The organism is Paenibacillus sp. JJ1722, assembly GCF_048282685.1.
Taxonomy (GTDB): Bacteria; Bacillota; Bacilli; order Paenibacillales; family Paenibacillaceae; genus Paenibacillus; species Paenibacillus polymyxa_B.
In genome coordinates this window covers 420664-446745 of sequence record NZ_CP182500.1, presented here as the reverse complement: position 1 = coordinate 446745, position 26082 = coordinate 420664, and the positions used below count along the sequence as shown (strand labels likewise).

23 protein-coding genes, 1 pseudogene and 1 riboswitch are annotated in these 26082 nt (G+C 47.0%); of the genes and pseudogenes, 13 read left to right on the top strand and 11 right to left on the bottom strand.

The window, feature by feature from the left end; genetic code table 11:
• Positions 1–43: 43 nt before the first annotated feature.
• The 3 genes from ACM1ND_RS01950 to ACM1ND_RS01940 all read right to left on the bottom strand — a co-directional run bounded on the left by ACM1ND_RS01950 (position 44) and on the right by ACM1ND_RS01940 (position 2012).
• The gene (locus ACM1ND_RS01950) at positions 44–244 is read right to left on the bottom strand and encodes a copper ion binding protein (protein WP_013308457.1); all 201 of its coding nucleotides are present in this window, start codon (positions 242–244) and stop codon (positions 44–46) included.
• A gap of 55 nt (positions 245–299) precedes the next feature.
• Entirely contained in the window at positions 300–650 is a 351-nt protein-coding gene (locus ACM1ND_RS01945; RefSeq protein WP_013308456.1) for a metal-sensitive transcriptional regulator, read from the bottom strand.
• A 132-nt stretch (positions 651–782) separates the two neighbouring features.
• The gene (locus ACM1ND_RS01940) at positions 783–2012 is read right to left on the bottom strand and encodes a multidrug effflux MFS transporter (protein WP_023986696.1); all 1230 of its coding nucleotides are present in this window, start codon (positions 2010–2012) and stop codon (positions 783–785) included.
• A 202-nt stretch (positions 2013–2214) separates the two neighbouring features.
• Here ACM1ND_RS01940 and ACM1ND_RS01935 point away from each other — a divergent pair, with 202 nt between their 5' ends.
• The 5 genes from ACM1ND_RS01935 (at position 2215) to ACM1ND_RS01915 (ending at position 9174) form a co-directional block, all read left to right on the top strand.
• On the top strand, positions 2215–2808 hold the full coding sequence (locus tag ACM1ND_RS01935; RefSeq protein WP_418026976.1) for a DUF5317 domain-containing protein: 594 nt from the start codon (positions 2215–2217) through the stop codon (positions 2806–2808).
• Positions 2809–3090: 282 nt separating this feature from the next.
• The gene (locus ACM1ND_RS01930) at positions 3091–4941 is read left to right on the top strand and encodes a diguanylate cyclase (RefSeq protein ID WP_418026975.1); all 1851 of its coding nucleotides are present in this window, start codon (positions 3091–3093) and stop codon (positions 4939–4941) included.
• 254 nt (positions 4942–5195) lie between these two features.
• A complete protein-coding gene (locus ACM1ND_RS01925; protein WP_418026974.1) occupies positions 5196–6914 on the top strand; it encodes a copper resistance CopC/CopD family protein in 1719 nt (572 codons plus the stop codon).
• 31 nt (positions 6915–6945) lie between these two features.
• On the top strand, positions 6946–7689 hold the full coding sequence (locus ACM1ND_RS01920) for a YcnI family protein (RefSeq protein ID WP_418026973.1): 744 nt from the start codon (positions 6946–6948) through the stop codon (positions 7687–7689).
• Between the two features lie 237 nt (positions 7690–7926).
• Positions 7927–9174 carry a stalk domain-containing protein gene (locus tag ACM1ND_RS01915; RefSeq protein ID WP_023986691.1) on the top strand — a complete coding sequence of 416 codons (1248 nt, stop codon included), beginning with the start codon at positions 7927–7929 and terminating at the stop codon, positions 9172–9174.
• A gap of 98 nt (positions 9175–9272) precedes the next feature.
• Here ACM1ND_RS01915 and ACM1ND_RS01910 read toward each other — a convergent pair whose 3' ends face one another.
• Entirely contained in the window at positions 9273–9656 is a 384-nt protein-coding gene (locus ACM1ND_RS01910; protein ID WP_023986690.1) for a winged helix-turn-helix transcriptional regulator, read from the bottom strand.
• Between the two features lie 189 nt (positions 9657–9845).
• Between ACM1ND_RS01910 and ACM1ND_RS01905 the strand changes: the two genes are divergently transcribed.
• Positions 9846–10520, top strand: a complete 675-nt coding sequence (locus ACM1ND_RS01905; protein ID WP_028541224.1) for an NAD(P)H-dependent oxidoreductase — start codon at positions 9846–9848, stop codon at positions 10518–10520.
• 104 nt (positions 10521–10624) lie between these two features.
• Here ACM1ND_RS01905 and ACM1ND_RS01900 read toward each other — a convergent pair whose 3' ends face one another.
• Both ACM1ND_RS01900 and ACM1ND_RS01895 read right to left on the bottom strand, forming a co-directional pair.
• Positions 10625–11005, bottom strand: coding sequence for a TIGR02328 family protein (locus tag ACM1ND_RS01900; RefSeq protein WP_023986688.1), 381 nt, complete (start codon positions 11003–11005; stop codon positions 10625–10627).
• Positions 11006–11038: 33 nt separating this feature from the next.
• A complete protein-coding gene (locus ACM1ND_RS01895; RefSeq protein WP_068941032.1) occupies positions 11039–12295 on the bottom strand; it encodes a DUF445 domain-containing protein in 1257 nt (418 codons plus the stop codon).
• Positions 12296–12888: 593 nt separating this feature from the next.
• Between ACM1ND_RS01895 and ACM1ND_RS01890 the strand changes: the two genes are divergently transcribed.
• The 3 genes from ACM1ND_RS01890 to ACM1ND_RS01880 all read left to right on the top strand — a co-directional run bounded on the left by ACM1ND_RS01890 (position 12889) and on the right by ACM1ND_RS01880 (position 18387).
• A complete protein-coding gene (locus ACM1ND_RS01890; RefSeq protein WP_028541226.1) occupies positions 12889–13770 on the top strand; it encodes an AraC family transcriptional regulator in 882 nt (293 codons plus the stop codon).
• Positions 13771–13820: 50 nt separating this feature from the next.
• Positions 13821–13901: riboswitch (cyclic di-GMP riboswitch) on the top strand.
• 193 nt (positions 13902–14094) lie between these two features.
• Positions 14095–17610 carry a collagen binding domain-containing protein gene (locus tag ACM1ND_RS01885; RefSeq protein ID WP_418026972.1) on the top strand — a complete coding sequence of 1172 codons (3516 nt, stop codon included), beginning with the start codon at positions 14095–14097 and terminating at the stop codon, positions 17608–17610.
• Between the two features lie 111 nt (positions 17611–17721).
• On the top strand, positions 17722–18387 hold the full coding sequence (locus ACM1ND_RS01880; RefSeq protein WP_023986684.1) for a class D sortase: 666 nt from the start codon (positions 17722–17724) through the stop codon (positions 18385–18387).
• Between the two features lie 89 nt (positions 18388–18476).
• Here the strand turns inward: ACM1ND_RS01880 and ACM1ND_RS01875 are convergent, their stop codons facing one another.
• Positions 18477–18944 carry a cupin domain-containing protein gene (locus ACM1ND_RS01875; RefSeq protein WP_013308442.1) on the bottom strand — a complete coding sequence of 156 codons (468 nt, stop codon included), beginning with the start codon at positions 18942–18944 and terminating at the stop codon, positions 18477–18479.
• A gap of 327 nt (positions 18945–19271) precedes the next feature.
• Between ACM1ND_RS01875 and ACM1ND_RS01870 the strand changes: the two genes are divergently transcribed.
• The 4 genes from ACM1ND_RS01870 to ACM1ND_RS01855 all read left to right on the top strand — a co-directional run bounded on the left by ACM1ND_RS01870 (position 19272) and on the right by ACM1ND_RS01855 (position 22277).
• The gene (locus tag ACM1ND_RS01870; RefSeq protein WP_418026971.1) at positions 19272–20009 is read left to right on the top strand and encodes an amino acid ABC transporter ATP-binding protein; all 738 of its coding nucleotides are present in this window, start codon (positions 19272–19274) and stop codon (positions 20007–20009) included.
• 41 nt (positions 20010–20050) lie between these two features.
• Positions 20051–20881, top strand: coding sequence for a transporter substrate-binding domain-containing protein (locus ACM1ND_RS01865; RefSeq protein ID WP_068941025.1), 831 nt, complete (start codon positions 20051–20053; stop codon positions 20879–20881).
• Between the two features lie 71 nt (positions 20882–20952).
• Positions 20953–21612, top strand: a complete 660-nt coding sequence (locus ACM1ND_RS01860) for an amino acid ABC transporter permease (protein WP_418026970.1) — start codon at positions 20953–20955, stop codon at positions 21610–21612.
• 14 nt (positions 21613–21626) lie between these two features.
• Positions 21627–22277, top strand: a complete 651-nt coding sequence (locus ACM1ND_RS01855) for an amino acid ABC transporter permease (RefSeq protein ID WP_071639273.1) — start codon at positions 21627–21629, stop codon at positions 22275–22277.
• Positions 22278–22304: 27 nt separating this feature from the next.
• On the opposite strand, the gene ACM1ND_RS01850 is transcribed toward ACM1ND_RS01855, so the two are convergent.
• The 4 genes and pseudogenes from ACM1ND_RS01850 to ACM1ND_RS01835 all read right to left on the bottom strand — a co-directional run bounded on the left by ACM1ND_RS01850 (position 22305) and on the right by ACM1ND_RS01835 (position 26079).
• Positions 22305–23060: a LysR family transcriptional regulator substrate-binding protein gene (locus ACM1ND_RS01850; protein ID WP_418026969.1), complete on the bottom strand. Its 756-nt coding sequence runs from the start codon at positions 23058–23060 to the stop codon at positions 22305–22307.
• A 6-nt stretch (positions 23061–23066) separates the two neighbouring features.
• Positions 23067–23147: pseudogene (locus tag ACM1ND_RS01845) on the bottom strand (LysR family transcriptional regulator); the annotation flags it as partial.
• A 160-nt stretch (positions 23148–23307) separates the two neighbouring features.
• Positions 23308–25128, bottom strand: coding sequence for an oligopeptide ABC transporter substrate-binding protein (gene opp4A, locus ACM1ND_RS01840; RefSeq protein WP_028541232.1), 1821 nt, complete (start codon positions 25126–25128; stop codon positions 23308–23310).
• A 42-nt stretch (positions 25129–25170) separates the two neighbouring features.
• Positions 25171–26079, bottom strand: a complete 909-nt coding sequence (locus tag ACM1ND_RS01835; protein WP_023986676.1) for an ABC transporter permease — start codon at positions 26077–26079, stop codon at positions 25171–25173.
• Positions 26080–26082: the final 3 nt, after the last annotated feature.

The following is a 26082-nucleotide window of genomic DNA, read 5'->3' as shown; positions in this document are numbered from 1 at the left end:
TCTCCTTCGAAACAAGTCTGTTCACACATAAAGCATCTTCAGCTTAAACAACATCATAGCCCTGGTCTTCAATGGCTGTTTTCAGAGCCTCAACGTTCAGCTTGGACTCGTCATATTCTACATTCACTTGCTTCGTTTCGAGGCTGACCTTGCCGGTAGCGCCAACTTTCTCCAAAGCCCCTTCTACTGCCTTCACGCAATGATTGCAGCTCATGCCTTCTACGTTCAATGTAACTTGTGCCATTTTCTTTTCCTCCTCAGGGGTACTTCCGTACCCATAATGTGTATGAATACTACTCTTAACGGATTAGCTTCTTGACCGTAACCAGCAGCTCGTCAATCACTTCCTGCTCTCCTGCCTGCATGCGCTCAATGACACAGCTTTTCATATGCCCTTCCAGCAGCAGCTTACCAACACCATTCAGCGCGGACTGGACAGCCGCAATCTGGTTCAGTACATCGTCACAGTAGGTATCCTTCTCAATCAAGCCCTTAATTCCGCGAACCTGACCTTCAATACGGTTCAACCGGGATACGAGGCTGTTCTTGAACTCTGCCGAATGATGACTTTTTCTAACTGTCTTTTCCCCGTCTGTTCCACAGTGATTCTCATGGACTTCAGTGTGGGAAACAGGTTGCTCCTCAGCCATACATCAGCCTCCTGTGTGGTGTATATATGCATTTATGCATTTATGCATTTATGCATTTGTTATATCCCTATCATAATATACCCCCGTGGGGTATGTCAACATTCCAGAAAAATGTCACTTTTTCGCCCTATTTTAAGCCTTCGCGCGTGCTTCCTTAGCAAGTACAACAAAGCTTAATAGCGCTCCAACCTCGGCTATAGCTATAACGACCGCCATCGGTACGGGGGTTGTTCCACTCCCCAAGCCTACTAGCGGTGAAGCGATGGAGCCAAGTAATAGAGGCAACAAACCAAGCATGGCGGACGCACTGCCTGCGGAGCGCTGCTGACTCTGCATTGCCAATGAAGTCGTCGTTGTACTCACAATCCCTACGCAGGAAACGACAAAAAACAGAGGAACTAAAACAGCAAACAATTGGCCTCCGGTAAAGGCTACAGTAAGCAAGCTAATTCCGGCTACAGCCGCAATTACCAGACCCGACAAGAGTAACTGTCGTTCGCTGAAGCGACCCACGAGTCTACCCGTCAACTGCGAAAACAGTACAATCCCCAAACCATTCACTGCAAAAATGATGCTATACGTCTGAGGAGAAACCCCGAAAATATCCTGAAGCACGAATGGTGAGCCAGCGATATACGCGAACATCGCTCCTGTAATCAGCGCCTGTGAGAAGGCATAGCCCATAAAGCGTCGATCGGCAAACAAGTGACCGAGTGTTCCTAGCGTCTGCTTCAAGCCACCGGATGAGCGGCGGTTAGTTGGCAACGTTTCTGGCAAACCCAATACGACGGCAATCAGCATAGCCACGCCGACTACACAAAGCACCATGAATACACCACGCCAGGAAACAAAGTTCAAAATGACACCGCCCAGTACTGGTGCAGCGATAGGGGCCACGCCGTTCACCAGCATAAGTAGTGAGAAAAAACGTGTCAACTCTTTGCCCGAGTATAGATCACGGGCTACAGCTCTGGAAATCACGATCCCCGCCGACCCCGTAAGCCCTTGAATAAAGCGAAGCACAATGAGCATACCGATATTCGGCGCAAACACACATAACAGCGAAGCAGCAGCGTACAGAATGAGCGAGATCACCAGCGGTCCTCTGCGACCCCTTACGTCGCTAAGCGGACCAGCAACGATCTGGCCAACGGCCAGTCCCAACAGACAGGCGGTTAAACTAAGCTGCGCCAGCGAAGTGGTCGTATGCAAATTGTTCGCTAATGTAGGCAGCGACGGCAAATACATATCTATGGACAACGGCCCGAAAGCACTCAATGCACCCAGGACAAAGGCGATCCATAATATTCGCGATTTGGTCATATCTGCGGCAACCATAACAGTATTGGATAACCGGTTCATAATAATAATCATCCTTTTCAAAAAAATATAAATAATTACTTCAATGTATCATGATATCACTCATTTCGTCTGGCTTCGAATAATTACACGCTAATCCGCAATTTTTTTTCAAAACTGCTATATATCAGGCAGGAATTTACCAATTTCAGGTCGAATTATACGGTAACCAAAACAAAAAATTTGTGGAATCTGGAGAATGATAATGGTCTATGATGGAGTGCTACTAGGTCTCATTGTAGGTCTGTTCAGAGGAGGCTGGCGGCAAGGTCTGATCCGTTTCAGTCAAATTCGCCTTATAGCCGGCTGGATGTTCCCCGTGCTGCTGCTGGTACAATTCATTATTTTTTATTTCCAGGAAAAGTGGGCTTGGCTGGCAGCCATTAACGGGTATCTATTTATGGGAGTCTACGTGGTTGGATTGATATTTCTCTGGTTGAACAGACATCATAAGGGATTCAAGCTTATTATAATCGGCGTATTGATGAATTTTATCGTTATGGCGGTGAATGGCGGCAGGATGCCGGTCTCGTTGAGCGCTTCGGAGGTGCTGGGTCCCTATTATACAGATATGCTTAAATCCGGAAGTGTCATCTCGAAACATTACATGATGGATGCGAGCACGCGTCTATCATTGCTTGGTGACATTATTCCTCTCTCCAAGCCCTATCCCCGCACGCAGGTAATTAGTATTGGAGATGTTGTCATGAATTTCGGGATGTTCCTGTTTATCCAAAGCATTATGGTCGTGAAGAGAACTAAGGATAAGCAGCAAGAAAACAATCCCCGCCACGCCTAGTGCACACCTTATTCCAAGGAAGGGAGGGAACCCTATGAAAAACTTGAAATACTCCCGTGTGATTATCAATGCTATTATCGTAGCTTCTGTCATAATTGCTTTGACTTCCGGTTACAAAATCGGGGGCTAGTCACCGATAAGAAAAAAAGGAAGCACAGGCTCAACAAAACAGGCTGGATTCCGGCCTGTTTTTTCATGTGAAATTTCCGATTACAAAATTGTAAATTATCCCATTCACCCCTGGTAGCTTTGACATCAAGATACGACAAGGCAGGAGAAGAAATGATGAGTATAATAAAAAAGCTGCAAGAACGGGTTACCGCGACGGGAATATATGTGTTTTTCATATGTTTGGCAGGCGTGATCGTCCTCCTGTATACGAACCAATGGTCCTTTTTGCACTATACGACAACAGAGTGGGTCACGATCTATTCCCTATTGGGAGCAGTTCTGATTCTGGAGCATTTTACATTCCAGCTACCACCGGCCAGTAACAAGCAGTCCATGGATTCCTCCGTGTATCTGGCTTGTATTTTTGTGCATGGCACCGAAATTGCTATTCTGATTTTGTTGTTAAATGTAATCATTGCCATGTTCCGGCACACAGAGCTGTCCTGGTGGAAGCATACCGTCAATTTTTCCATTTACGCCCTTTCCATTTTCCTGTCTTCAACAGTATTTGAACTAAGCGGCGGAACGCAGGGAGCTTTTAACCAAGATCATTTCGCTTCCTACCTGCTGGCGTTGATTTGCTACTTTGCGGTGAACACCATCACACTGGGCATCTACTTTTATATCGCATACAAAGGGTCCTTCAATGAGCTTAAACAGGCTTTTTTGGCTGAATCCCTGCTCGTATACTTATGTACACTCATTCTGTCTTTGGTATTGACTACACTGATTTATAACAACGGCATTTTAGGACTTTTGCTGTTCCTTGGGCTAAGCATGCTCCTGTCTCACGCATTCAAGCAAATGTTCACGCTGTATCGGGAAATCGAAGAAAAAGCGAACATGGATCGCAGAACAGGGCTATACAATCACAGCTACTTTGAAAATACACTTGAAGCTGAATTGAATATATCCCGATCCGAGAATACTCCTCTCAGTCTGGCGCTGATTGATATTGATGATTTCAAAAAATACAATGATCATTTCGGTCATCTTAAAGGCGATCAGCTACTGGGATTTCTCGGTGAGTTTCTTAAGAAGGAAACCTCCGGCACCCACATCACCGTATCCCGCTACGGTGGAGAAGAATTTACTCTGCTTATGCCCGAGCATACCGCTGAACAAGCATATGAAACAGTCAATGCTATTCGAAAAAGATTAAATGATTCTCGTTATGAGGGTGTTGAAATTTTTCCGCATGGCTGTCTGTCCTTCTCCGCAGGTATTGCACAAAGTCGCATTGACATCTACGACAAGTCACAGCTGGTCGATCTGGCGGATAAAGCCCTGTACTACGCCAAGAAACAGGGCAAAAACATCGTTCATACGCACGGAAGTTTAAATGAAGTGGAGCGCGAGGTCGATCTGGGGCAGGATATTCGCGATCTTGAGCAGCAGCTTAATTTGTTCTTGTACAAGGATATTAACACTTTCAAGCATTCCAAGCGGGTTTTCAGATATGCAGCAGACATGAGCGATGTACTTCAGCTCGGACCGGAGGATAAGCGGCGTTTCATACTAGGTGCCCTCATTCATGACATTGGTAAACTGGAGATTCCCTGGAATATCCTCAATAAAAAAGAGAAACTGTCCGGTGAGGAATGGCAGATGGTGCAAGCGCATGTCATGTGGGGCAAACGTATTGTCGAAGCCAACGAACGATTCATAGATTTGGTTCCTTTTGTGGAGCTGCATCATGAACGTTATGACGGAGGAGGCTATCCGTTTGGCTTTAAGGGCGAGCAAATTCCACGTTTATGTCGGATGCTGACGATCATCGACTCTTTTGACGCGATGACAACCGAGCGCCCCTATCAACCCACCAAAACGTTCGAGGAGGCCATTGAAGAACTACGTGCCTGCTCGGGTAGCCAATTCGATCCCAAACTAACGGCTATTTTTATCCATTATATTCAACATAAGCAATCTGCTTTCACGGATCTCATGGAAACAGGGCTCTAGTTCCTTCATAGGCTCTTCCTCTTTGCCCCTAGCGTGGTTGAAATCGTCCTGAATTCAACCACGCTAGGGGTTTTCATATGATTGGCATTTTGTATAATGCTTATTATTTCAAATTTCATATAAATGTCATAATTCGCTCCATCTATTCATGCTATATGCACTATGATTAAGATAGGAAGGGGTTTGTCCGTATAAAATGTTACAAATGGGGATATCCTCGCTTCAAGTAATCGAGAGAAGGTGACTTCACAGGCATGTTGTACCTGTCCAGACCAGCCCGTGTGGCTTGTCTTTTATTGCTGTGTCTCCCCCTTCTGATCCTGTTTCCTCACTCTTCGTGGGCTCATGCATTTGTCATTGAATCCAGTCCGACCGAAAATCAGGTTTTGGACAAGTCGCCTTCTCAGGTGACCATCACCTTCAATGAAGATTTGCAATCTGCCTTCATGTCGATCAAAGTGACCGACGAAACAGGCAAGCGGGTCGACACAGGAAAAGCACAGCTTGACCCGAATCACAAAGCCACCATGGAAATTCAATTGATTCCAGGGATGAAAAATGGAATTTACTCCGTCAATTGGAGAGCTTTATCCGCAGACGGACATCCGGTTAATGGAGTTATTCCATTCCAAGTGGGCAGTGGTTCCAATGCGCCTACCCATCAAGCTACCGCACCTGAAGGCTCAGGGACATCACGAATCGACTTAATCGCTGTCCGTTGGTTTCTTTACATAGGACTATCGCTGCTTTTTGGAGCGATTTGTTTCCGGCTGTTCATCTTACCGAGCATAAGCCAAGACAAGAATCGAAGTGAACAGCATAAGCAAAATCAGCGGCCCTTTGAAACATTGCCCCGCTGGACTAAGCTGCTATGGAGCGGCTACGGCATAACGTCTGCCGCCATTCTGATCAGCCTGCCACTTCAGGCTTCATGGGATGCCGGGGTTTCCATCAGGGAGGGCTTCTCATTCCCGATTCTGGGAGAAGCTCTCCAGTTTACTGGAGCCGGACAAATTTGGTTTATCCAGATGATTCTCGTGCTACTCCTAAGCGTAACGCTGATTTACGCGCTGGATCACAGCATTTCGAATCGCCAGCGCCGTCTTTGGGGATACAGCTCGGCTCTCCTAACGCTATGCCTCATGCTGTCCAAGGCCTTTGTCGGCCATCCGGCAGCGGCTACGCATCCAGCTCCAGCCATTGCGGCGGACTTCGTCCATCTCGCGGCAGCAGCCTTTTGGATCGGCTCACTTGCCGTCATGGTCGTGTGCCTGCCGGTTGCCGGAGCAGAGTTGCCCGTATCCGAACGGGCAACTCTGCGACAAGCCGCCTTGCGCCGCTTCGCCGGCTGGGGCATTGCGATGGTGGCAGCGTTACTCGCCACCGGTATATATGGAGCCGTGCTGTACATTCCGGCTCCCTCCATGCTGCTGAACACGTCCTATGGACTCGTTCTGCTCGGCAAAGCAGCGCTGCTGCTAGTCATGCTGGTCTTCGCGGCCAGCCAGTTCCGCAGCGCACGGCAAGCGGCGGCGAGTAAGCGAGCCGCTGGGGGATTGCGTGCCGAGTTGTCCGTCGGCCTGCTCGTGATGCTGTTGACCGCGGTGCTCACTCACCTGTCACCCGGCCAGGCACCTGCTGTACCGTTTGAGGAGACTCGCACTACGGGCGAATATAACGTTACACTGGCAGTCAGCCCCAATGCTGTGGGCAGCAATGAATTTAAGGTATCCGTTCAGGATAGCAAGGGTGCTGCCGTTTCGGGAATCCAGCAGGTCACGTTAACGCTCACTCCAGCAGACCCTGACCAAGATCAACAGGAATTTGTTCTGCCCGTAAAGCAACAACAACCATTCCGCAGTCAGGAATTGATGACCTCCGAAGGAACATGGGCGGTAAAAGTACATGCTCTGACGGCATCACTCGATGCGGTTGATGCTGAATTTACCCTGCATGTAGGCGGTAAAAAATAATTATTTTATACTTAAAAGGAGCGAAATGAATATGAATACAACGATTCAAACAGCAAAATCCAGATTTTCCAGGTTTGCAACCTCTGTGGGTCTAATTGCGGCGGGTGCCTTACTTTTTGCAGGCATGGCCAGTGCACATGTGACAGTTAAGCCTTCTATTTCACAACCTAATGCATGGGAAACGTACACATTGAAAGTACCCGTGGAAAAAAACATTCCAACCACCAAAGTCGCCTTGAAAATTCCGAAAGAGGTCGTTTTCAAACAATACGAGCCTGTACCGGACTGGAAGGTAGCCACCGAAAAAGACAGCTCTGGCAAAGTAACCACTGTGACCTGGACGACTGAAAAAGACGGCATTCAAGCGGGTCAGTATCAACGTTTCAGCTTTGTAGCGCAAAATGCAGACCAGAATACCGCAGCAGCCTGGGACGCCTTCCAATATTATAGTGACGGAAGTATTGTGGAATGGACAGGCGACGAAGGAAGTAACAACCCTCATTCCATTACCGAAATCACGGCGGAAGCCACGTCCGCAACCCCTGCCGCAGACAGCGGACACGATTCAGCGGGTACGGCAGCAGGCCACGCGAGCACAGATACGACTAAAGATAGCAGCAGTCCCGCACCTGCTTCGAACAATGCTGTAGAAGCTGCCCCTGCTGCTTCTGCTCCTGCCAGCTCTACTGCACAAACGACAGCACTCGTCCTCTCGATCATTGCAGTCGTTCTTGGTGCCGCAGCTGTCGGCATTACACTCAAGCGCCGCAAGTAATCTGGGTTACGAATGAAGTTAAGATCGTTTTAAAAAGAAAAAGCTGACACCTAGTTAAAGGGGTCAGCTTTTTTTGTATGAAAGAAAACGATTAATATTCAGCTTTAATACATACTCAGATTCATCTCATCCTATTATTTCACATTCACCTTTCTATCATTTTTTTGGTAAAATGGTAGATACCTCACGATTCTAACATGATAGCATTGCAATCTATTGAGCATAGGAGATCATAGGATGAAAATCGTAAATAAGGCTCTGTTATCTAGCGCTATTTTCCTGAGTACCGCAGCGGGCATCTATAGCCCCTTGGCACAAGCCGAGACCGGCAAGATCAGCATTATGCTGGACGGATATCCATTACCGTTCCCCGTACAACCTGCCATGATGAACGGCACGACCATGGTTCCCTTTCGCGCTATTTCTGAGGCTCTCGGCATTACAGTGAAATGGGATCAAGCCAGCCAAAGCATCACTGCTACCAAAGCGCAAGGCTCTGCTACCAAACAGGTGGTTCTAAAGATGGGTAGCCGCAATGCCACAGTGGACGGACAAACGGTTCAACTAACAGCCGCTCCGCAAACCGTGCACGGCAGCACCATGATTCCGCTGGGCTTTTTCGGGCAGCAGTTTGGAGCCACGGTGAACTGGAACCAGGGAACACGGACGGTCTCCATTACATCGCCACGTGAAGCTATGTATACAGTAGGCTTCTATGCGCTGTCTTCCTTTGACCAAAAATCCAAAATACCGGATTTTAACGCAGTTGCCTTCGGCTGGAGTCGAATTGATACGAACGGACAATTTACGACAAACGGCAAAGAATACAAATGGCCTCAAGCCGCTGGAACCGTAACGCCGGAGTCCATTGTGCAGGAGGCAGACAGCCAGGGGACTTCCCCTTACCTGATGGTCTATTCCGGAGATGGCAATCACGAACTGACCAAGGTTTTGGAAAATGCGCAGCTTCAAGAACAAACCATTTCCCAAATCGTCAGTACCGCCACCGACAAACAATTTAAAGGCATTACGCTAGATCTGGAAGGATTGGGCTGGAGCGGCGATAAAGCCAAAGCGCGTTCAGACTACAACGCCTTTATTCAAAAGTTATCGGCCAAAGCGCATCAGGCTGGACTCAAGCTCACCGTCGTTCTACATCCGCTGAACAGCTCTTACTCTGGCTATGACTACAAAACGCTGGGCAATCTGGCGGACGATCTGATCATCATGGCCTATGATTACGGACAAAAGGCTACGCCTGAGCCTTTGGATAAAGTGGACGAAGCCATACAACTGGCCTTGAAGGAAACCTCGCGGGACAAGCTCATTTTGGGGATTTCGATGGGTAGTGAAAAAGATAGCACCGTTAACGCCAAGATCGGTTTAGCCAAACGTTATGACCTCAAAGGAATCGCTATCTGGCGCTTGGGCATCATTGGAGAAACGGCCTGGGCGCAGATGAACGAAGCCATCGAGTTTAAATAAGTGTACATTTTATCTAAATAACCCAGACCTTATTCCGCCCGCTAATGATTTCTTATGCGTCTTCTATGAAATCATTTGGCGGGCTTTCTTTATGCCCTTTAACAAAAGTGCTTGCCTGATTTGGAAGTTGTCGTCACAGGCTCGCAACCCTGTTCTCCATAGAAGATCCCCCAGTCTCTCATAAAATCCAGCAACGGCCTTAACGTATCTCCCAACGGGGTAAGCGAGTATTCGACACGCGGTGGGTTCTCATTATAAATTTCACGGTGCACAATGCCATCTCTCTCCAGTTCACGCAACTGCAAGGTTAGCATCCGCTGTGTAATATTAGGCAAGGTCCGTCGAATTTCGTTATAGCGCCGCGGTCCTGTCGTCAAATGATACAAGATGACTCCCTTCCACTTGCCGCCTATAACCCCGACGGTTTTCGCTACCGGACATCCAAAATTAACGCTAACTGCATGTTCCATCTCCTGTGCCATGTATACCCCTTCTTTCTGTAGAATGTGTAAACCAATAGCCCCAGACGCATGACAAGGAACAAATATGTGCGTACTTGTTCCCTGCAAAAACTTTCTATATGATAACTATATATTCGATATCAGCTCTCATTATAGTAGCAGAAAACCCATAGAGTACCAACTAAACCCATATCAAAAGGAGTACATTTTATGTCTAATACATCAGCTAAAAAACAGGAAATTCTGGACGCCTTTCTGTTCAGGCACGCCACGAAAGAATTCGATCCCAATCGCATCATACCAGAAGAGGATTTTCAGTTCATTCTCGAAACCGGGCGACTTTCTCCAAGCTCCGTTGGTTTTGAACCATGGCAGTTTGTAGTTGTACAAAATCAGGCATTGAGAGAAAAGCTGGCTGCAGTTTCCAGCGGCGGTCAAAAGCAGATTCCTGCGGCTAGCCACGTCGTCCTGATTTTGGCGCGCAAGGATGTTCGTTATGATTCTCCTTACGTAGAGTATATGTATAAAGAGGTTAAAGGTATGTCTGAGGAGGACTTTGCCTCACTGCCAGGCCGCTATAAGATTTTCCAGGGTGAAAATCAACGCTTACTGGAAAACGAACGTACGTTATTTGACTGGGCTTCCAAGCAAACCTACATTGCCTTAGGCAATATGATGACAGCGGCGGCTCAGATCGGTATTGATTCCTGTCCAATTGAGGGCTTTAACTACGATCAGGTGCATGCCATTTTGGAGGAAGAAGGACTGCTAGAAAACGGGCTGCTCGATATTTCAGTCATTGCTGCCTTCGGTTATCGCGCTCATGAACCCAAGCGGGAAAAATCCAGACAACCGCTGGAAAAGGTCACCCGCTGGATTCTGTAATCTAATATCCCGAGTCTCTCCCCCAAGCACTGAACACTGAAGCATCAAAAAAGCGGGCTTGCGGCACTTCATCTGAATGATGAACATACCGCAGCCCGTCTTTTTTAGGTCACTTCAATCTCTATTAAAATACCCTTGGAAGCCAGGTTATCCAGGCACTCCTTCATATACTCATCGTCATGCTCCACATATGCACCCGCGCCTGCCAGTTCCTCACCCAGCTCCGCCTCCCAAGGCTCACACTGCTTACCGCGATACAACGGCTGTTCCCATAGTGGATCAACATTGTACCCTCTGCTTTTCATTTCGTCCATAATGAGCCTATGATAGCGCACCAGCAGCATTGGGTGATAATCGAACACATAATTCACGGTGGCGTGTGGCTTGCCCCACCCATTCCCGCGCAGGGCACAGCACTCACGATGTTGCCCCAGCAGTTGCGGACGGGGTAACCTGTCGATTAAATGTTCATGCCAAAGCCTCATGCTTCCACAACCCTATCTGTAGCTTTTTCTGGTCTATTGGATTAGCATACGGATACCTGTCAGCACAATGCCGATCAGGAAGCCTGTAACTGCGCCGTTAATACGTATCCACTGCAAATCCTGTCCCAGTTTGTCCTCCATCAGTGCAATCAGGGATTTGTTATCCATTTTGTCTACATTTTCGCGTACCAAGTTACCAATTCGACTATGGTTGGCTTCCACCAGTCCAGTAATACCTTCCACAATTCGCACATTGATCTTGTCCAGCAGCTCGGTATTCCCTCTTAAATCAGTCAGCATCCGATCCAATAGCGGTAAAATATAGGTCTGCACATAGCTTCCGTCTTCCATGTAGTCCAATAAGCGTATACGCAGTTCTTCCATTTTGCCCAGCACTGACGCATCGCCTTCCCAGGCTTCAACAAGGCTATCCTTCCAGCCGTTCAACCCTTCCTGAACCGTATCTTTCGTCGCCAATCGGGTCACCTGTGTTCTCAGACCATCCAGCACGGCCTGGCGGCGCGGGTGCTCTTCCCTTTGCAGTTCTGCTACCTGATCCAGCAGGAAATGACGAATCATTTCACCCATACGCTCTTCGTTCAGATAGCCGAGGAATGCGTTCAAGGCAAACTGCATCAGCCCGCTCACCTGCAAACCACTAACAGCCTGCATCCCTAAGGTGCCCAGCGTATAACCCGTTTCGGGTCGCAAAAGCCAGGACTCGGCTTGCTCCAGCGTGTAATCCAGTGCGCGGCGATCATAGCCCTTCTCGCTGGTTTGACGAGCAAGCGCCTCCAGCAGCGGTCCGGTGTCAAAGTCAGTCACCTGCCGCTTGAGCTCTGCCACGATGACCGGAGCCAATTCCGCGAGCGGGAGCGACTGGACGAGACGCTTGGCAAGAACATCTATGGATGCCGCCGCCTCCGGCGTGCGCATTCCTTTTTCCACACCGCCCAGTACCAAATCGGCCAAACGAATATCTGCAATTTTAGACGCAATGCTGTCTTTGTTTAGCAGGTTATTTTCCACGGTACTCACCAATGCATTCGTGAGCTTGTCCCTATTTTTAGGAAGCAGCGCCGTATGTGGTATCGGAATGCCTAGCGGATGACGGAACAAAGCAGTGACAGCGAACCAGTCTGCCAGTCCCCCTACAAGTCCTGCCTCAAAAGCTCCGGCTAATAAACGAGCCCAGCCATATTGCTGGAAGGGCAATGTGGCTGCAAAGCCTGCCCCTAGAATAACGAGCGACCAAGCCGCTGCGGTTTTCGTACTTTTTGGTTTTCCCATCCTGTAATCCTCCAAACTGACTGTCGAGTAAGTAAAGCACTATACCTGTATTACCCATCATATCATTGCCCGTGTCATTTCCAAAGTTGAAAGCACTTTTGATGAAACGCGCAAGGGCACTTTTTGCGTAATTTTTTATGCATATATCTCTCTTTTTTACATTCATGTTTGTGAACAAAATCACAGTACTGGGCCCAAACTCTTATTTTCAATAATAAGCCTTACGAACCATTTTAACAAAACCAAGTCCCAATTTTTTTAAACCGAAAGGAGAAGTGAACAAGAAAGTTGAATGGGCATAAGATACCTTTTTTCAGTACCATTTTGGTATTTGACCTCAGAAAGGATTTGAATCCATGATAACCCCAGATTCTTTCAACAGCATTCGACTTTTTCATATGGATTATCAGATTAAATATCCATAAAAAGCGAGACTCCCATAAAGCTCACACACATAATTTGATATATAGACATATTTGTTGTGATAAAATAAACTTTTATAAATAGGAAATCATGTTTAATCAGCCATTATATATTGGTAAATCAAACCAAGATATGCTAGATAAAATTGCTTTTTTGTAAAGGAATTGAATATGACAACAGACCAAAAAAACAACGTGGGCCTCTGGAATGGCGATCCGGTCGTAATTGTACGCACTCCCTCCGCTTTTGCCAAGCAATCCCTTTTATATATCCAGGAATTAGGCTACTTCCAAAAAACTTCTGCTTTTACGATGGAAAGGAAAGAACTTGCCTCTTTTTTGCTTGTCTTTACGTTGTCTGGTAAGGGAGAATTACTGTACCGGGGCAAGAAATATATCATAAAACCTCAAGATTTGTTCTTTATTAATTGCGAGGAATATGTTCAATACAGCACCTCCGGTCATGAATCCTGGGAGTATATCAGCCTGTACCTGTATGGCAACCTGATCGAAAATTTTTACGAACAATTTGCCAAGCATAATAAACCGGTCATTTCCATGCATAATCCGCATATTATATTGGATAAGCTCCATGCTCTGATTTGCGGGCAGTCTGACAGAAGTCTTTCCGCTGAGCTGCTAACGTCCAGGCTCATTGGTGAAATACTAATGTGCATTTTGCAACATCCCTATGATCATCCGCATGTGAATGCTGAAACCCTCAGCGAAGTACGCCGGGTACAGCAATATTTGGATCAGTCCTACTGTGAGCGAATAACACTGGACTCGCTGGCAGACATGTTTGAATTAAACAAGTTTAATCTGGCTAAAAATTTCAAAAAGCAGATCGGTTTCTCTCCGATTGATTATCTCATTAATGTCCGTATCACAGCCGCTCAAAGCTGGCTTAAAACCAGTGACATGTCCATTGTGGATATCGCAAGGTACGTAGGGATTCCCAATACGAGCCATTTTATTAACCTATTCAAGGAGCATGTAGGAGAAACACCTCATTCCTTCCGCAAAAAATGGGGGAACCGTTCCAAGTTGTAAATGAGAGGTTACATGAAATCAGTTTGATAGATGATAGACGCACAAGCTATTCAAGTTAATGGCAAAACTGTCGAAAGGCAGTGACGCAAAACTATAGGGCCTTCCTATCCGGATGGCAGCCAGCTACCAGATGAACGAGCTTTTTATTATGTCTTTTTTACATAGATCCATCACAAATTGCTATGCCTCTCTCGAAGAAAGCCCTGATCGCTATGATCAGGGCTTTTTTTCTATTGGGATAGTCATGTCTGCCTAACATGCTGAATATACTAATTTCGAACGAAGCATTGCCATATTACGATGAATAGGAGAATCACTTGGAGCATGAGAACAAAAATAAATGTAATGATCATTGCCTTATTGCTCATTGTCCAAAGCTTTTTCAGCGCAACGCTGGCTTACGCAGATGCTCCAGCCCCAGAACTGCCGCAGAGTGCTGTATCTGATCCTACACCTACCGTTACAGATGCTGTATACGTTGTCCCAAACCTTGAACCTCCTGGGGAGATTCCTTCAAACACGGTCCCCTTCGTTCAAGGAGCAGTCAGTTCAAAGTCTCAACATGATGCAGCTCCGCAGAGCATACTAACGAAGTTGAACCTGACCGACGAAACAGGGCGTGTCATTGATGCGGTATATAGTCCCGGCAGCCAATTCGACATCGGATCAGCCATCCAACTAGGATATGAATGGGAGCTTCCTGACAATACCTATAAGTCAGGGGACACCTTCACCTTTCATTTACCAGAACAGTTTGTCATCTACACTGATATCTCATCTCCGTTAGTCACTACCGATGGAACCGTGGGATACTTCACAGTAGATCGTCAGGGCAAGGTTATCATGACCTTTAACCAATATGTAGAGAATCACTCCAATGTCAGCGGCAAACTACAAGTTAAAACCGAGTTTACGAAAGAAACGGTGAAAGGCAGTACAGAGATCATCATTGCGATTCCGATCAAAGGCGGGGTACAAACGGTCATCGTGAATGTAAAACCCCAGTCAGGGCCAACCCTAAGCAAACAAGGGAAAATAGAGGGCACCAATCAGATCGACTGGACCATTGATGTGAACAAACAACTAAACACCGTAAAGCATGCCCTCATCACCGATCCCATTCCTTCAGGGCTGGAACTCAGAAGAGACTCTATCCGGCTCTATCATCTACAAGTCAATATCGACGGCTCGACCGTTGTTCGAGACCTAGTGAATGCAAGTGAATATGCCATTGAAGCAGATCAAGCCGGGACAGGGTTTGTGATTCGTTTTCAAGACGATAGCATTAACACGGCCTATCAGATTCAATATTCCACGCGTATTATTGGCGATAAAACTCGTTTCTCCAACACAGCAACGCTTTCAGGAGATGCGATAGAGAACGTTGTTGCTACCGCTACTGTTCAGGTGGAACGTGGTGAATTTTTGTCCAAAAAGGTTGAAAAATATGATCATGCCACACAAACACTCTCGTGGGCCATAAGATATAACTTCAGCGAGACAAAAATCCCCGAAGCCAAAGCTCTTTTAATTGATCATTTCAATAAAACTCAAGAATTGCTGCCCGGTTCTTTGAAAGTATTTAAGGGAAACACACTGGAGGAGCTCCCATCGTGGGCGTATACTGTCATCCCAGTTGATTATCCGGACCGCAACGGCTTCAAACTTCAATTCAACTTCGACGTAGATTCAGCCTATACCATCCGATACCAGACTCAAGCCAGAGGCCGTGTCTATGATAATGGAAAAGTTATAAACATCATAACCTCGGATGGAACGCAGAAGATTGTATCGACGGAAATCATAAGCGGAGTTATGACTAAAATGTATGACACACCCAATTACAACACCAAAATCATACCTTGGGTGATTACCATCAATACAGACTTGTACATCATGAAAAATATTGTCATTCAGGATGTGTTTCCAAACGGGGGCTTGGCTTTGTTACCGGACACCCTGAAAATTCAAAGTGTTGACGGAACAACGGAGCTACGTGCGCCCACGGATTATGAGCTGGTTCCGCTATCACAGGACTATAAACAAGGATTTACGCTCATTTTTCATAAAGCCATTCAGAAGGCTTATACAATCAAGTATTCAACCACCTATAATAATGACTGGAAAACGGATACGACGAAGCCCGAGTTTCGTAATAAATCCCATATAGAATACCAGTTTGAAGACGGAGAAAGATCATCGCAAGGAGTGGAGTGCCCGATCTGGCCGGACTTTATGACACAACGAAACGGTGCCAAGCAAGGAAGCTATAATGCAACCTCCAAGCTCATTACCTGGGACATTAAAGCTAACTACAATCGCAAGATTCTGAATCACGCGGAAGTGAGAGACCCCTTGTTGCAAGGTCAGAAGTTACTGCCCGCCTCCGTAAAAGTATACGATATGACCTTGCTGGGATGGTGGGATGGCGTACAAAAAGGGGCTGAAATCCCAGCAGATCAATACACCATTATTCCTCCCTCCGAGCAAAATGGTAATGAATTGCGTATCCAGTTCAAGGAGCAGATACAGACTCCCTACTGGATTACCTTTCAAACTTCATTGGAAGGAGAACTGATTGAAAAAGAAATCCACAATCAAGCCCTTCTACTGGATGGACAAAAAACAGTCTCTGAATGGGCAGCGCAAGTCGCGGTACCTCATGGCGGAGAATATGTATCTAAAGTCGGTACACAAAATGGAAATAAGATCGATTGGAGCATCCGCATCAATGAAGGACAGTCCCATGTATCTAACGCTAAAATTATAGATCAGCCTAGCAACAATCAAATCCTAATTGAGGATTCCTTTCATTTGTACTCTACAATCATCGCTGCCAACGGAAATACCACCAAAAGCACCGAGTTGATTAGAAACCAAGATTACAAGCTGTATATCAAGACAGACGCTCAAGGCCAGCAAACTTTTGAAGTTACTTTTGCCAAGGATATTTCCACTGCTTTTATACTTGAATACCAATCGTTCATTCATGCTGAAGACAAAGCCAAGGTGAGTAATAAGGTTGCCTTTGAGGGGGATCGCTTGACGACAGAGATGCGGGAAACCAGCCAGGAAATCATCGTACGAACGTCTTCCGGCTCCGGTTCTGGCGGGGGTGTGACCGAAAGTCTTGAGCTGACCAAGGTAGATCAGGATATGCCTGACAAGGTACTGCCTGGCGCACAGTTTGCGCTCTATGATAAAGGTCAAAAAAGAGCCCCGCTCATTCAGACCACCAATGCGGAAGGCAAAATCATCTTTTCCTCCTTGCTTCATGACGATTATATCTTGGAAGAATTGGCAGCACCGGAGGGCTATAAAGTCACCGAGGGCAAGCTCGAGATCAAAATAGACGCAACACTGCGACAAAGCTCTGGTGTAAAGAGGGTTGTGATCACCAATCGTAAAGAAAAGAAAAACGAACCAGGAACGCCTACTCATCCAGACCCTTCACCCCCGTCCGGAGGCTCAGGTAAAAAACATGACAAAGATCCGGAAATACCCGATACTCCGTCTATAACCGTTCCTCCGTCATTGCCAAAGTCTCCGGAGGACATAGTCCCTCCACAGGAGGAACCTGCGCCTATACCGCCGGAGCCGGAGCCGCCAGCCGTCATGCCTCATCAAGATCCTCCTCCTCCGGTGGATTCGAAAGACGATCCCGAACCTAAGATCCGTCTCAAGGTTCCGGGAAAAGAACCTGAAGATCCGGAGGATACACCTGCGGTACACCAATTGCCCCAAACAGGTGAAGGCAGCCCCGTTCCGTTCTATTTGACAGGCATAGCGATGGTTATATGGGGCGTATTTTTGAAATTCACACGAACAAACAAAAAATAAAACCGATCACCTGCCCTGATCTCCCGACTCATTCCCGATTGGAATGAGTCGGGAATGGGGCATTTTTCAAAAAAATATGTATAATCCGTACTTTGCTTAGGGGAGGCGAGATTGCTGAGTCTGCGTAAACTTTCCTACGTATTTATTGTGTTAGGCTTACTTTTTATTTTGTTTCCTAAAGCGACAGAATGGAATGAGGATCAGGAACAAAGCAAGCTATTAAAAGCAGCAGAGCTACCATCTGGAAAAAGCGACGCGCTATGGCCCCCCAGTCTTACGGACAGCTATGCTCGCTTGTCCACTCGTCTTACAGAAGTTCCGGTTAGTGAAGCACGACAAAATACTTCCCCATCCCCTGCTCCCATGGTAAGCGCTAATGAACAAACTCCCATAGCCACTATTAGTATAAGTCGTATTGCTTTAAAGCTCCCTGTATTGGAAGGCGCAACGAGGATAAATATGAGACACGCGGCTGTACATATGCCGGAAACGGGGACGCTGGGACAAGCAGGGAATGCCGCCATTGCTGCTCATCGAGCCCGTACCTCTGGACGTTTATTTAATCGTCTAAATGAATTGAAGATCGGGGATAAGATTGTTGTTAACGCTCGGGGTAACCAATATGTATATAGCGTTTATAGCCTGAAGGTGGTCGATCCTACGGACGTGTCTGTTCTGAAAAGCTTCAAAAAACAAAAGCTGCTTACACTGATTACATGTGACCCTCTCGTAAACCCCACCCATCGTCTCATTGTTCAGGCGAAACTAAGCACCTAAAGCTATTTTAAAGCCCTATTTCTATGAGTAAACATAAATCAGGCGGGCCATTCCTGTTCATTACAGAAATACACCCGCCAATGCTCACATCATGATTCAGTTGGATTCTTGGCAATCAGCTTGAAATCATCAAAGTGGAATCCTGGTGCAACCACACAGGTTACCAGCACGGGCTCATCCCCAAGCGGACGTGCCGTTTGCCATACTGCTCCTGGAACGAGTGCTTGTGGATGCTGTCCTGCCTCCACATCCGCACCGACGATAATCACAGTTTCTTCACCAGGCTCTTCCCCGCTTCCACCCAATTTCAACTCTACAGGGCTTCCGCTATGATATAACCACAGCTCATCAGAATGGACCACATGCCACTCGGAGAACTCGCCCGGATGCAGCAAGAAATACGTAGACGAAGCTGCAAAGCGCGGACCGGAATACACATCCGGCAGTACAGGCTTCGGAATTTGGAAATGGGCCTTCCACATCTCTTTGTACCAGCCGCCTTCTGGATGGGGCTCCATGCCCAATGCCGTTACTAGCGGTGAAATAGCTTTCGTCATTGTCTAACCTTCCTTTACCCTAAATTCCTTCTTCCCTACTGTAAAACATAGCGTTGCATTTGTCACGTTTCTCCCTTGGCATGTCGAGGATCAATAGTTTATGTCAAATTTAATAACATAAAATTACGGATATTCATTCATTCCCAACATATAAATAACAGTTCACTAGCAAAAAACACACCAAAATACATTAAACGTAAAGTTTAGTGACATAAAATCTTGTTTTTTATTGTAAGCTTATAGTATCATGAGAGAAATTTTTAAATTCTAATAGAGCTTGATCATGTCAATCCGTCTACTAAGCTATGTATCCAAGCCTAAAAAGGGGTGAGCTCTGTGATCCAGTTTCGCAATGTCAACAAGCATTACGGTCACTTCCATGTACTCAAAGACATTAATCTTCAGATTAAGGAGGGCGAGGTCGTCGTAATCATCGGTCCCTCCGGCTCGGGTAAAAGCACCCTGCTTCGCTGCATCAATCGTCTGGAAACGATATCGGATGGGGAGCTGATCGTTAACGAGATCCCTGTACATGACAAAAAGATTGATATCAATGCCTTCCGCCGCAATATCGGGATGGTGTTCCAACATTTCAATCTGTATCCCCACAAAAAGGTGATTGAAAACATTGTACTGGCACCTATGAAGGTACTGGGCATCTCGAAAGAAGAAGCTACTCAAACAGCCATCACCTATCTAAAGCGCGTCGGAATCGAAGAAAAGGCACAGAGCTACCCCGCTCAATTGTCCGGTGGACAGCAGCAGCGGGTCGCGATCGCCCGCGGGCTCGCGATGAATCCAAAAATTATGTTGTTTGACGAGCCTACTTCAGCACTTGATCCCGAAACGATCGGAGAGGTACTGGATGTTATGCGCTCGCTCGCCCATCAGGGCATCACAATGGTCATTGTCACTCATGAAATGGGCTTTGCACGTGAAGTGGCGGACCGCGTGATTTTTATGGACAAAGGACAAATTTTGGAAGACAGCCAACCTGTCGAATTTTTTCAGAATCCGGGTGAAGAACGGGCTCGCCTGTTCCTGAGCCGTCTGATTCATCATTAATAGACTACCAATGTAGCGTAAATCGAAAGGGGAATGTTCTGATGAGAAAAAGATTTCAATGGAGTACTTTGGTGCTGGTAGCTTTATCTTGTCTGCTCGTCTTGGCAGGCTGTGGAGGCAAAGAAGGAGCGGCAACGTCGGGGAATGAGCCGGCAGCAGCCAACGGGCTGGAAGCGATCAAACAGCGTGGCAAACTGGTCGTTGGTGTGAAATACGACACCAAGCTGTTCGGACTGAAAGACCCGGCTAGCGGAAAAGTAGAGGGCTTTGATATCGACATCGCTAAGGCTGTAGCCAAACATATTTTTGGCGATGAAACCAAACTTGAACTAAAAGAAGTCACGTCCAAAACACGAATTACCTTATTGCAAAATGGGGACATCGACGCCATTATCGCGACGATGACCATTTCGGACGAACGTAAAAAGCAGGTTGATTTCAGCGACGTCTATTTTAACGCCGGGCAATCTCTGCTTGTGAAAAAAGGGAGCCCCATCACCGGGCTGGAGTCTCTGACCTCGAATACCAAGGTGCTCGCCGTGAAAGGCTCTACCTCCGCCAAAAATATCCGTGAAAAAGCACCTGAAGCAACGATATTGGAATTCGAAAACTATCAGGATGCTTTCAACGCCCTCAAAGCAGGTAAAGGAGAAGCCTTGACTACGGATAACTCTATTCTGCTCGGCATGCAGCAGCAAGACCCGAATTATACTCTTGTAGGCGGGAACTTCACAGAGGAACCTTACGGCATCGCAGTGAAGAAGGGGCAAACCGAACTGCTACAAGCTATTAATGATACGCTCAAGGAACTGAAAAGCAACGGTGAATACGATAAGCTCCACGAGCAATGGCTTGGGGTTAAACCCGAATAGTATTCTTGTGAAGGAGCCGCGATTGCGAGCTCCTTCCTTTCTTAAGTCTGGATAAGGAGGTAAATTGGCAGATGCTTACTTTTGATATCAACGTACTTTTCGATCATAACGACCGTTTCAGAGAAGGCTTGCTTCATACCGTTCAAGCTAGTGTCATTGCCTTGATCGGAAGCTTTATTCTGGGGGCTATTATTGCCATCCTCCGAATTGCGCCTTTTAAATGGCTGAACTGGATCGGTACCGTCTATGTAGAGGTCATCCGCAATATCCCATTGCTGATCGTCGTACTGTTTTTTTATCTCGGACTTCCTACTTTGGGCATCCCTTTGGACGGATTCGTATCTGGAACGCTCGGATTGACTGTATACACAGCCTCCTTTATTGCTGAAGCCATACGTGCCGGCATTCAATCTGTGCCCAAGGGGCAATTCGAAGCGGCAAGGTCCTCCGGGTTGAGTTACAACCAGACGATGATCAGCATTATTTTACCGCAAGCCATCAAAATTGTACTGCCTGCGATCGGCAACCAATTCATTAATCTGGTCAAAAACTCTTCCGTGCTGGCTATTGTGGCCGGACTGGACCTAATGTATTACTCGGACCTCATTAACTCGGATACCTTCCTGCCCATCACAGTCTACGCCATCACGGCGCTGTTGTATCTTATCTTGACGGTTCCGCTTAGCTTTCTTGTACTATACATGGAACGGCGTCTGTCCAAAACATCCTAAGGAGGGAAGCCCGTATGGATTTCGGTGGATTGTTTGTGTGGCCTAATGTGCGTTTTATACTGGAGGGCTTCCTGCTCACGCTAGAGGTTGCTATTTACTCTATCGTGTTCAGCTTCGCTCTCGGTATCTTATTCGGCATCCTGCGCTATACCCGCTTACCTGTCATTTCACAGGTTGCAGCCTTTATCATTGATCTCATTCGCAATCTTCCATTATTGCTCATTATTTTCTTCATCGGTATGGTTTTACCATCCATCGGAATTTCGATTTCCCTCAAGTGGGCAGCCATTACAGGCCTGTCGATCTTCGAGGGAGCCATGATCGCCGAGATTGTGCGCAGCGGCCTGAATTCGGTCCATAAAGGACAGGTGGAAGCCGCACGTTCCTCCGGTCTAAGCTACTCTCAAACCTTGTGGCATATCATTCTGCCCCAAGCGCTTCGTCGCATGGTGCCTCCGATGGTCAGCCAGTTCATTTCCCTATTCAAGGATACCTCACTGGCTGTCATTATCAGTTTGCCGGAGCTGACGCATAACATTCAGATTGTCGGTGGGCAAAATCAATCCTTTGTCATTCCAGCCCTGCTGTTCGCAGCTTTCCTGTACTTTGCTGTCAATTACAGTATGTCACTGATTGCACGCAGGCTGGAAGTTCGTACACATTAAAGCTCCTGATACTCATTAGGGTTGCCACTAGTTGGAACGCACTGTTAGTACAGCTTGTATCTTTTCAATCAATCGCTTCAACGCTTCTCCCTGATAACGGCCAGACTGATAAATCAACTCTAGTTGACCCTGCAGCACGCCGCACAAAATAGGTACAGTGCAAAATTGTGAGCGATCCAATTCTGCCGCAAGGGACTCCGTCTGTAGGGTTACGGCAAGTCCCTCCTGCACCCAGCGCAGGATTGAAGGTATGGAATTTGTCTCCAAGACGGTTGCAAAGGGATACCCGCGATCACGGAAGCACTTCTCAATCAGCTTCCTGCCGGAATGACACTCTGGCTGCATCGCCCAGGGTACATGCCTCAATTCGTCCAGTGTAATGGAAGAACGGTTGGAAAACACATGCTCTACCGGAACAACAAGACAATAGTTCTCCGTACGAAGAGGAAGCTGGACAAGCCTTTCATCCGTACCCGAATGCAGCGTAATGCCAACATCCACTCGGTTATCCAGCAGCTGTCCTGTTACATCAAATGATGGATGGATGTGCAGGCTGACTTTAGGAAATGACTGATGAAAATGGATAAGCATTTCTTGCAATGGTTCCTCCAGCTCCGGTAATGCAATGCCAATCCGCAAATTCCCGCGCTGCTCGGTGCGTAACTCCTCAATGGAAGCCTTTGCTTGCTGTAAATCCTTGAGCGCATGTGCACTGTGTTGCAGCAACAATTTTCCGGCATCTGTCATTTTAATTTTCTTGCCTGCACGGTCAAAAAGCGTCATGCCCAATTCCTCTTCCAACGCCTTAATTTGCAAGCTAAGCGTGGGTTGGGAGATTCCGATCTTTTCCGAAGCTTTCGTAAAATGCAGTTCCTCGCATACGGCAATGAAGTATTGAAGCTGACGTATTTCCGTCTTCCTTCTCTCCCTTCGAGAATCCCCAGAATGATCGCACTAAAAGGTCAAAAGAAGCGCAAAATCGGATCAATCCGGTTCGCGCTTCTTCTTCAGGTTATTGCGCTTTTTTAGATTATTGGGCTACTTCGGCTTTTTCCGCAGTCAACGTAATATTCGCAAACGTGTCTGCATCATACTCCTTGCCACGGGTAATATCGTAATTGGCTACCCGATTATTCACTGCCTCCAACGAGTAACGGAATAACGTCGGTACAATGGGCGCCTCCTCGCTCATATACGCCTGCCACTGATTGTATATATCTTTACGATAATTGTCGTCAAAGGCTTTCACAGACACCCCTTCCTGCAACAGCTTATCATTCTCTTCACTGGTAAAGCGCGAGTAGTTAAAGCTGGCTCCGCGTCCATACAGCCCACTAGGGTTTACATCTGTACCTGTACTCCATGCGCCGCCAAAAATATCAATGCCGGGGTCATCCTTCTGCACACGATCATAGAAAGAATTGAACTCAAGCAGACGACCGTCCACCAGCTCGACATGAAGTCCGACATCCTTCCAGTTTTGCAAATAAAACTTTGCCAGCGATTCAGCTGTCGCATCTCCGCTCATTGCCGCATAATGGAGAACCAGTTCCTTGCCCTTAGGGTCCTCACGGTATCCATCTCCATTGGTGTCCACATAGCCTGCCTCGTCCAGCAGCTTTTTCGCCTTGTCCGGGTCATACGCGATGCCCTTTGCATTTATATCATGATATCCCTTAAAGGCAGGCGGAATCAGGGATGTTGCTGGAATCCGAAGTCCATGATAGAGCTGCTTGCCGACCTGCTCATTATTCAGCGCATAGCCGAGGGCCTGACGCAATGACTTGTTCGCCAGCTTGGCGTTCGGGTCCATGATATTTAGATTCTTGGCCTGATCGAATTTGCCCATCTTAAAGCCCACATAGCTATAAGATAATTCCTCCTGACCGAGAAACTGTACATTTTTCGGATTGCTGGCCTCATTGTAACGGGTGGTTGGATAGCTGGCCCAATCGACTTCTCCACTTTTCAGCGCCTCGGTAATGACATTCGGGTTCACCACCTTCAGATGAAGACCATCCAACTTGGGCTCACCGTGGAAATAATCTTCATTTTTGACGAATTCCACAGATTCACCTGTGACCATTGATTTAATTTTGAACGGTCCATAGCCAATCGGATTTTTACGGACAGGATCAGATCCGGCCATATCTTTCACGGGGATATTCTGAAATACCTTTTTCTCCAGTGGTGTAGACCAAAGTCCCGATTTCACCGAAGGATTAGGTTCCTTGAAGTGAATGGTAACCTCTTTCTCATTCAGCACCTTGATGCCAGAAATGGTTTTGGCCTTACCCGCGTGATAATCCTCCATGCCCACAATGTTGGTCATAAAGCTATCATAACGCGGACCTTCGTAGTCTTTATGACCGATCACTTCATAGGAAAAAGCATAATCCTCTGCCGTTACGGGATTACCATCCGTCCAGTTCAGTTTGGGATCAATTTTTACAGTCACCGCCTTATTGTCTGGGGAAAAGGAAATCGTCGCCGCTCCTTTATTGTCAATATTTAGATTGGAGTCAATCGAAAACATAGAAGGGTAGAAAAACTGGAAGACTTCAAAATCAGGATTGCCTTCATAAAATACAGGATTCAGAATACCTTCAAAAGGGGTATCAGACACGAGTGCATAATTGATGATGCCACCCTTAATCGGGGCCTTATCGTTCTTGATCGCCTTCTCCAGCGCTGTGGCATTCACCTGCTTGCTGTCGGACCCTGTGCCGCCTGTACCGTCAGACGATTTCCCTCCATTCGAAGCGGAAGGCGAACCGCTGCACGCGGCCAGAGAAAGCACCAAAATTGCAGATAGAACAGGCAGAATTCCTTTTTTCCAGTGTTTAACCATTGTAAATCCCTCCTTGTCATTGTCCTTATCCTTGAACTTCAGTTAACCCAATCGTTGTCTGGCATCCGTGGCGCGTTTGAGCGCCTGGCCAATAAAGTTAATCGCCAGCATTAGCACCAAAATAAGCAGTGAGGCAGGCAACCACATCCACCAGCTATTCTGCAAAACATCCGGGTCATTCGCATAACTCACCAGTGTACCCAAGCTTGGAGTAGATTCCGGTAAGCCAAAGCCGAGATAAGAAAGCCCCGTCTCAATCCCGATATTTCCCGCGAGGCTGAGGGTCAGATTGACGATCACGACTGAGCTAAGATTAGGCAGCACGCCAAACCAGATGATTTTCCAATTGGGTGTGCCAAGGGTTTTGGAAGCCTGCACATAATCCAGTTCGCGCTCCGACAACACCTTGGCCCGGATCAGACGTGCTTTTCCAATCCATAAAAAGGCAGTCATAATGAAAATAAAGGACCCTATGCCGCTTTTGGGTACAATGCTGACAAATACGATGACCAACATCAAAAACGGAAGCACCAGAATAAAATCAATGATCCGCATGATGATGTTATCGACCAGTCCCCCATAAAAACCAGCCAGCAAACCTAACGTTAAGCCAATAGCGGCGGATAACAATGTAATCGTAAAGCCGATGGTGAAGGAATTGCGGGCTCCAATGACCAGCTGGCCAAAAATATCCCTGCCCGCTCGATCTGTGCCCAGCCAATGCACTGAGCCGGGAGCTTCACGGATTGCGCCCAAATCCACCGTCGTGACTACATCCTGATTTACAAACAGGACAGAGGCATATATAAAGATCAAGAACAGAATTACAAAGCCAATGGAAACCAAGGCCATTTTGTCACGCACCAGCTCACGACGCAGTACAGACCAACTGGATGGTGATTTACGAATGATTTCCGGCGTGAAGACCTCCTCCACCTGAATAGACACCATAAT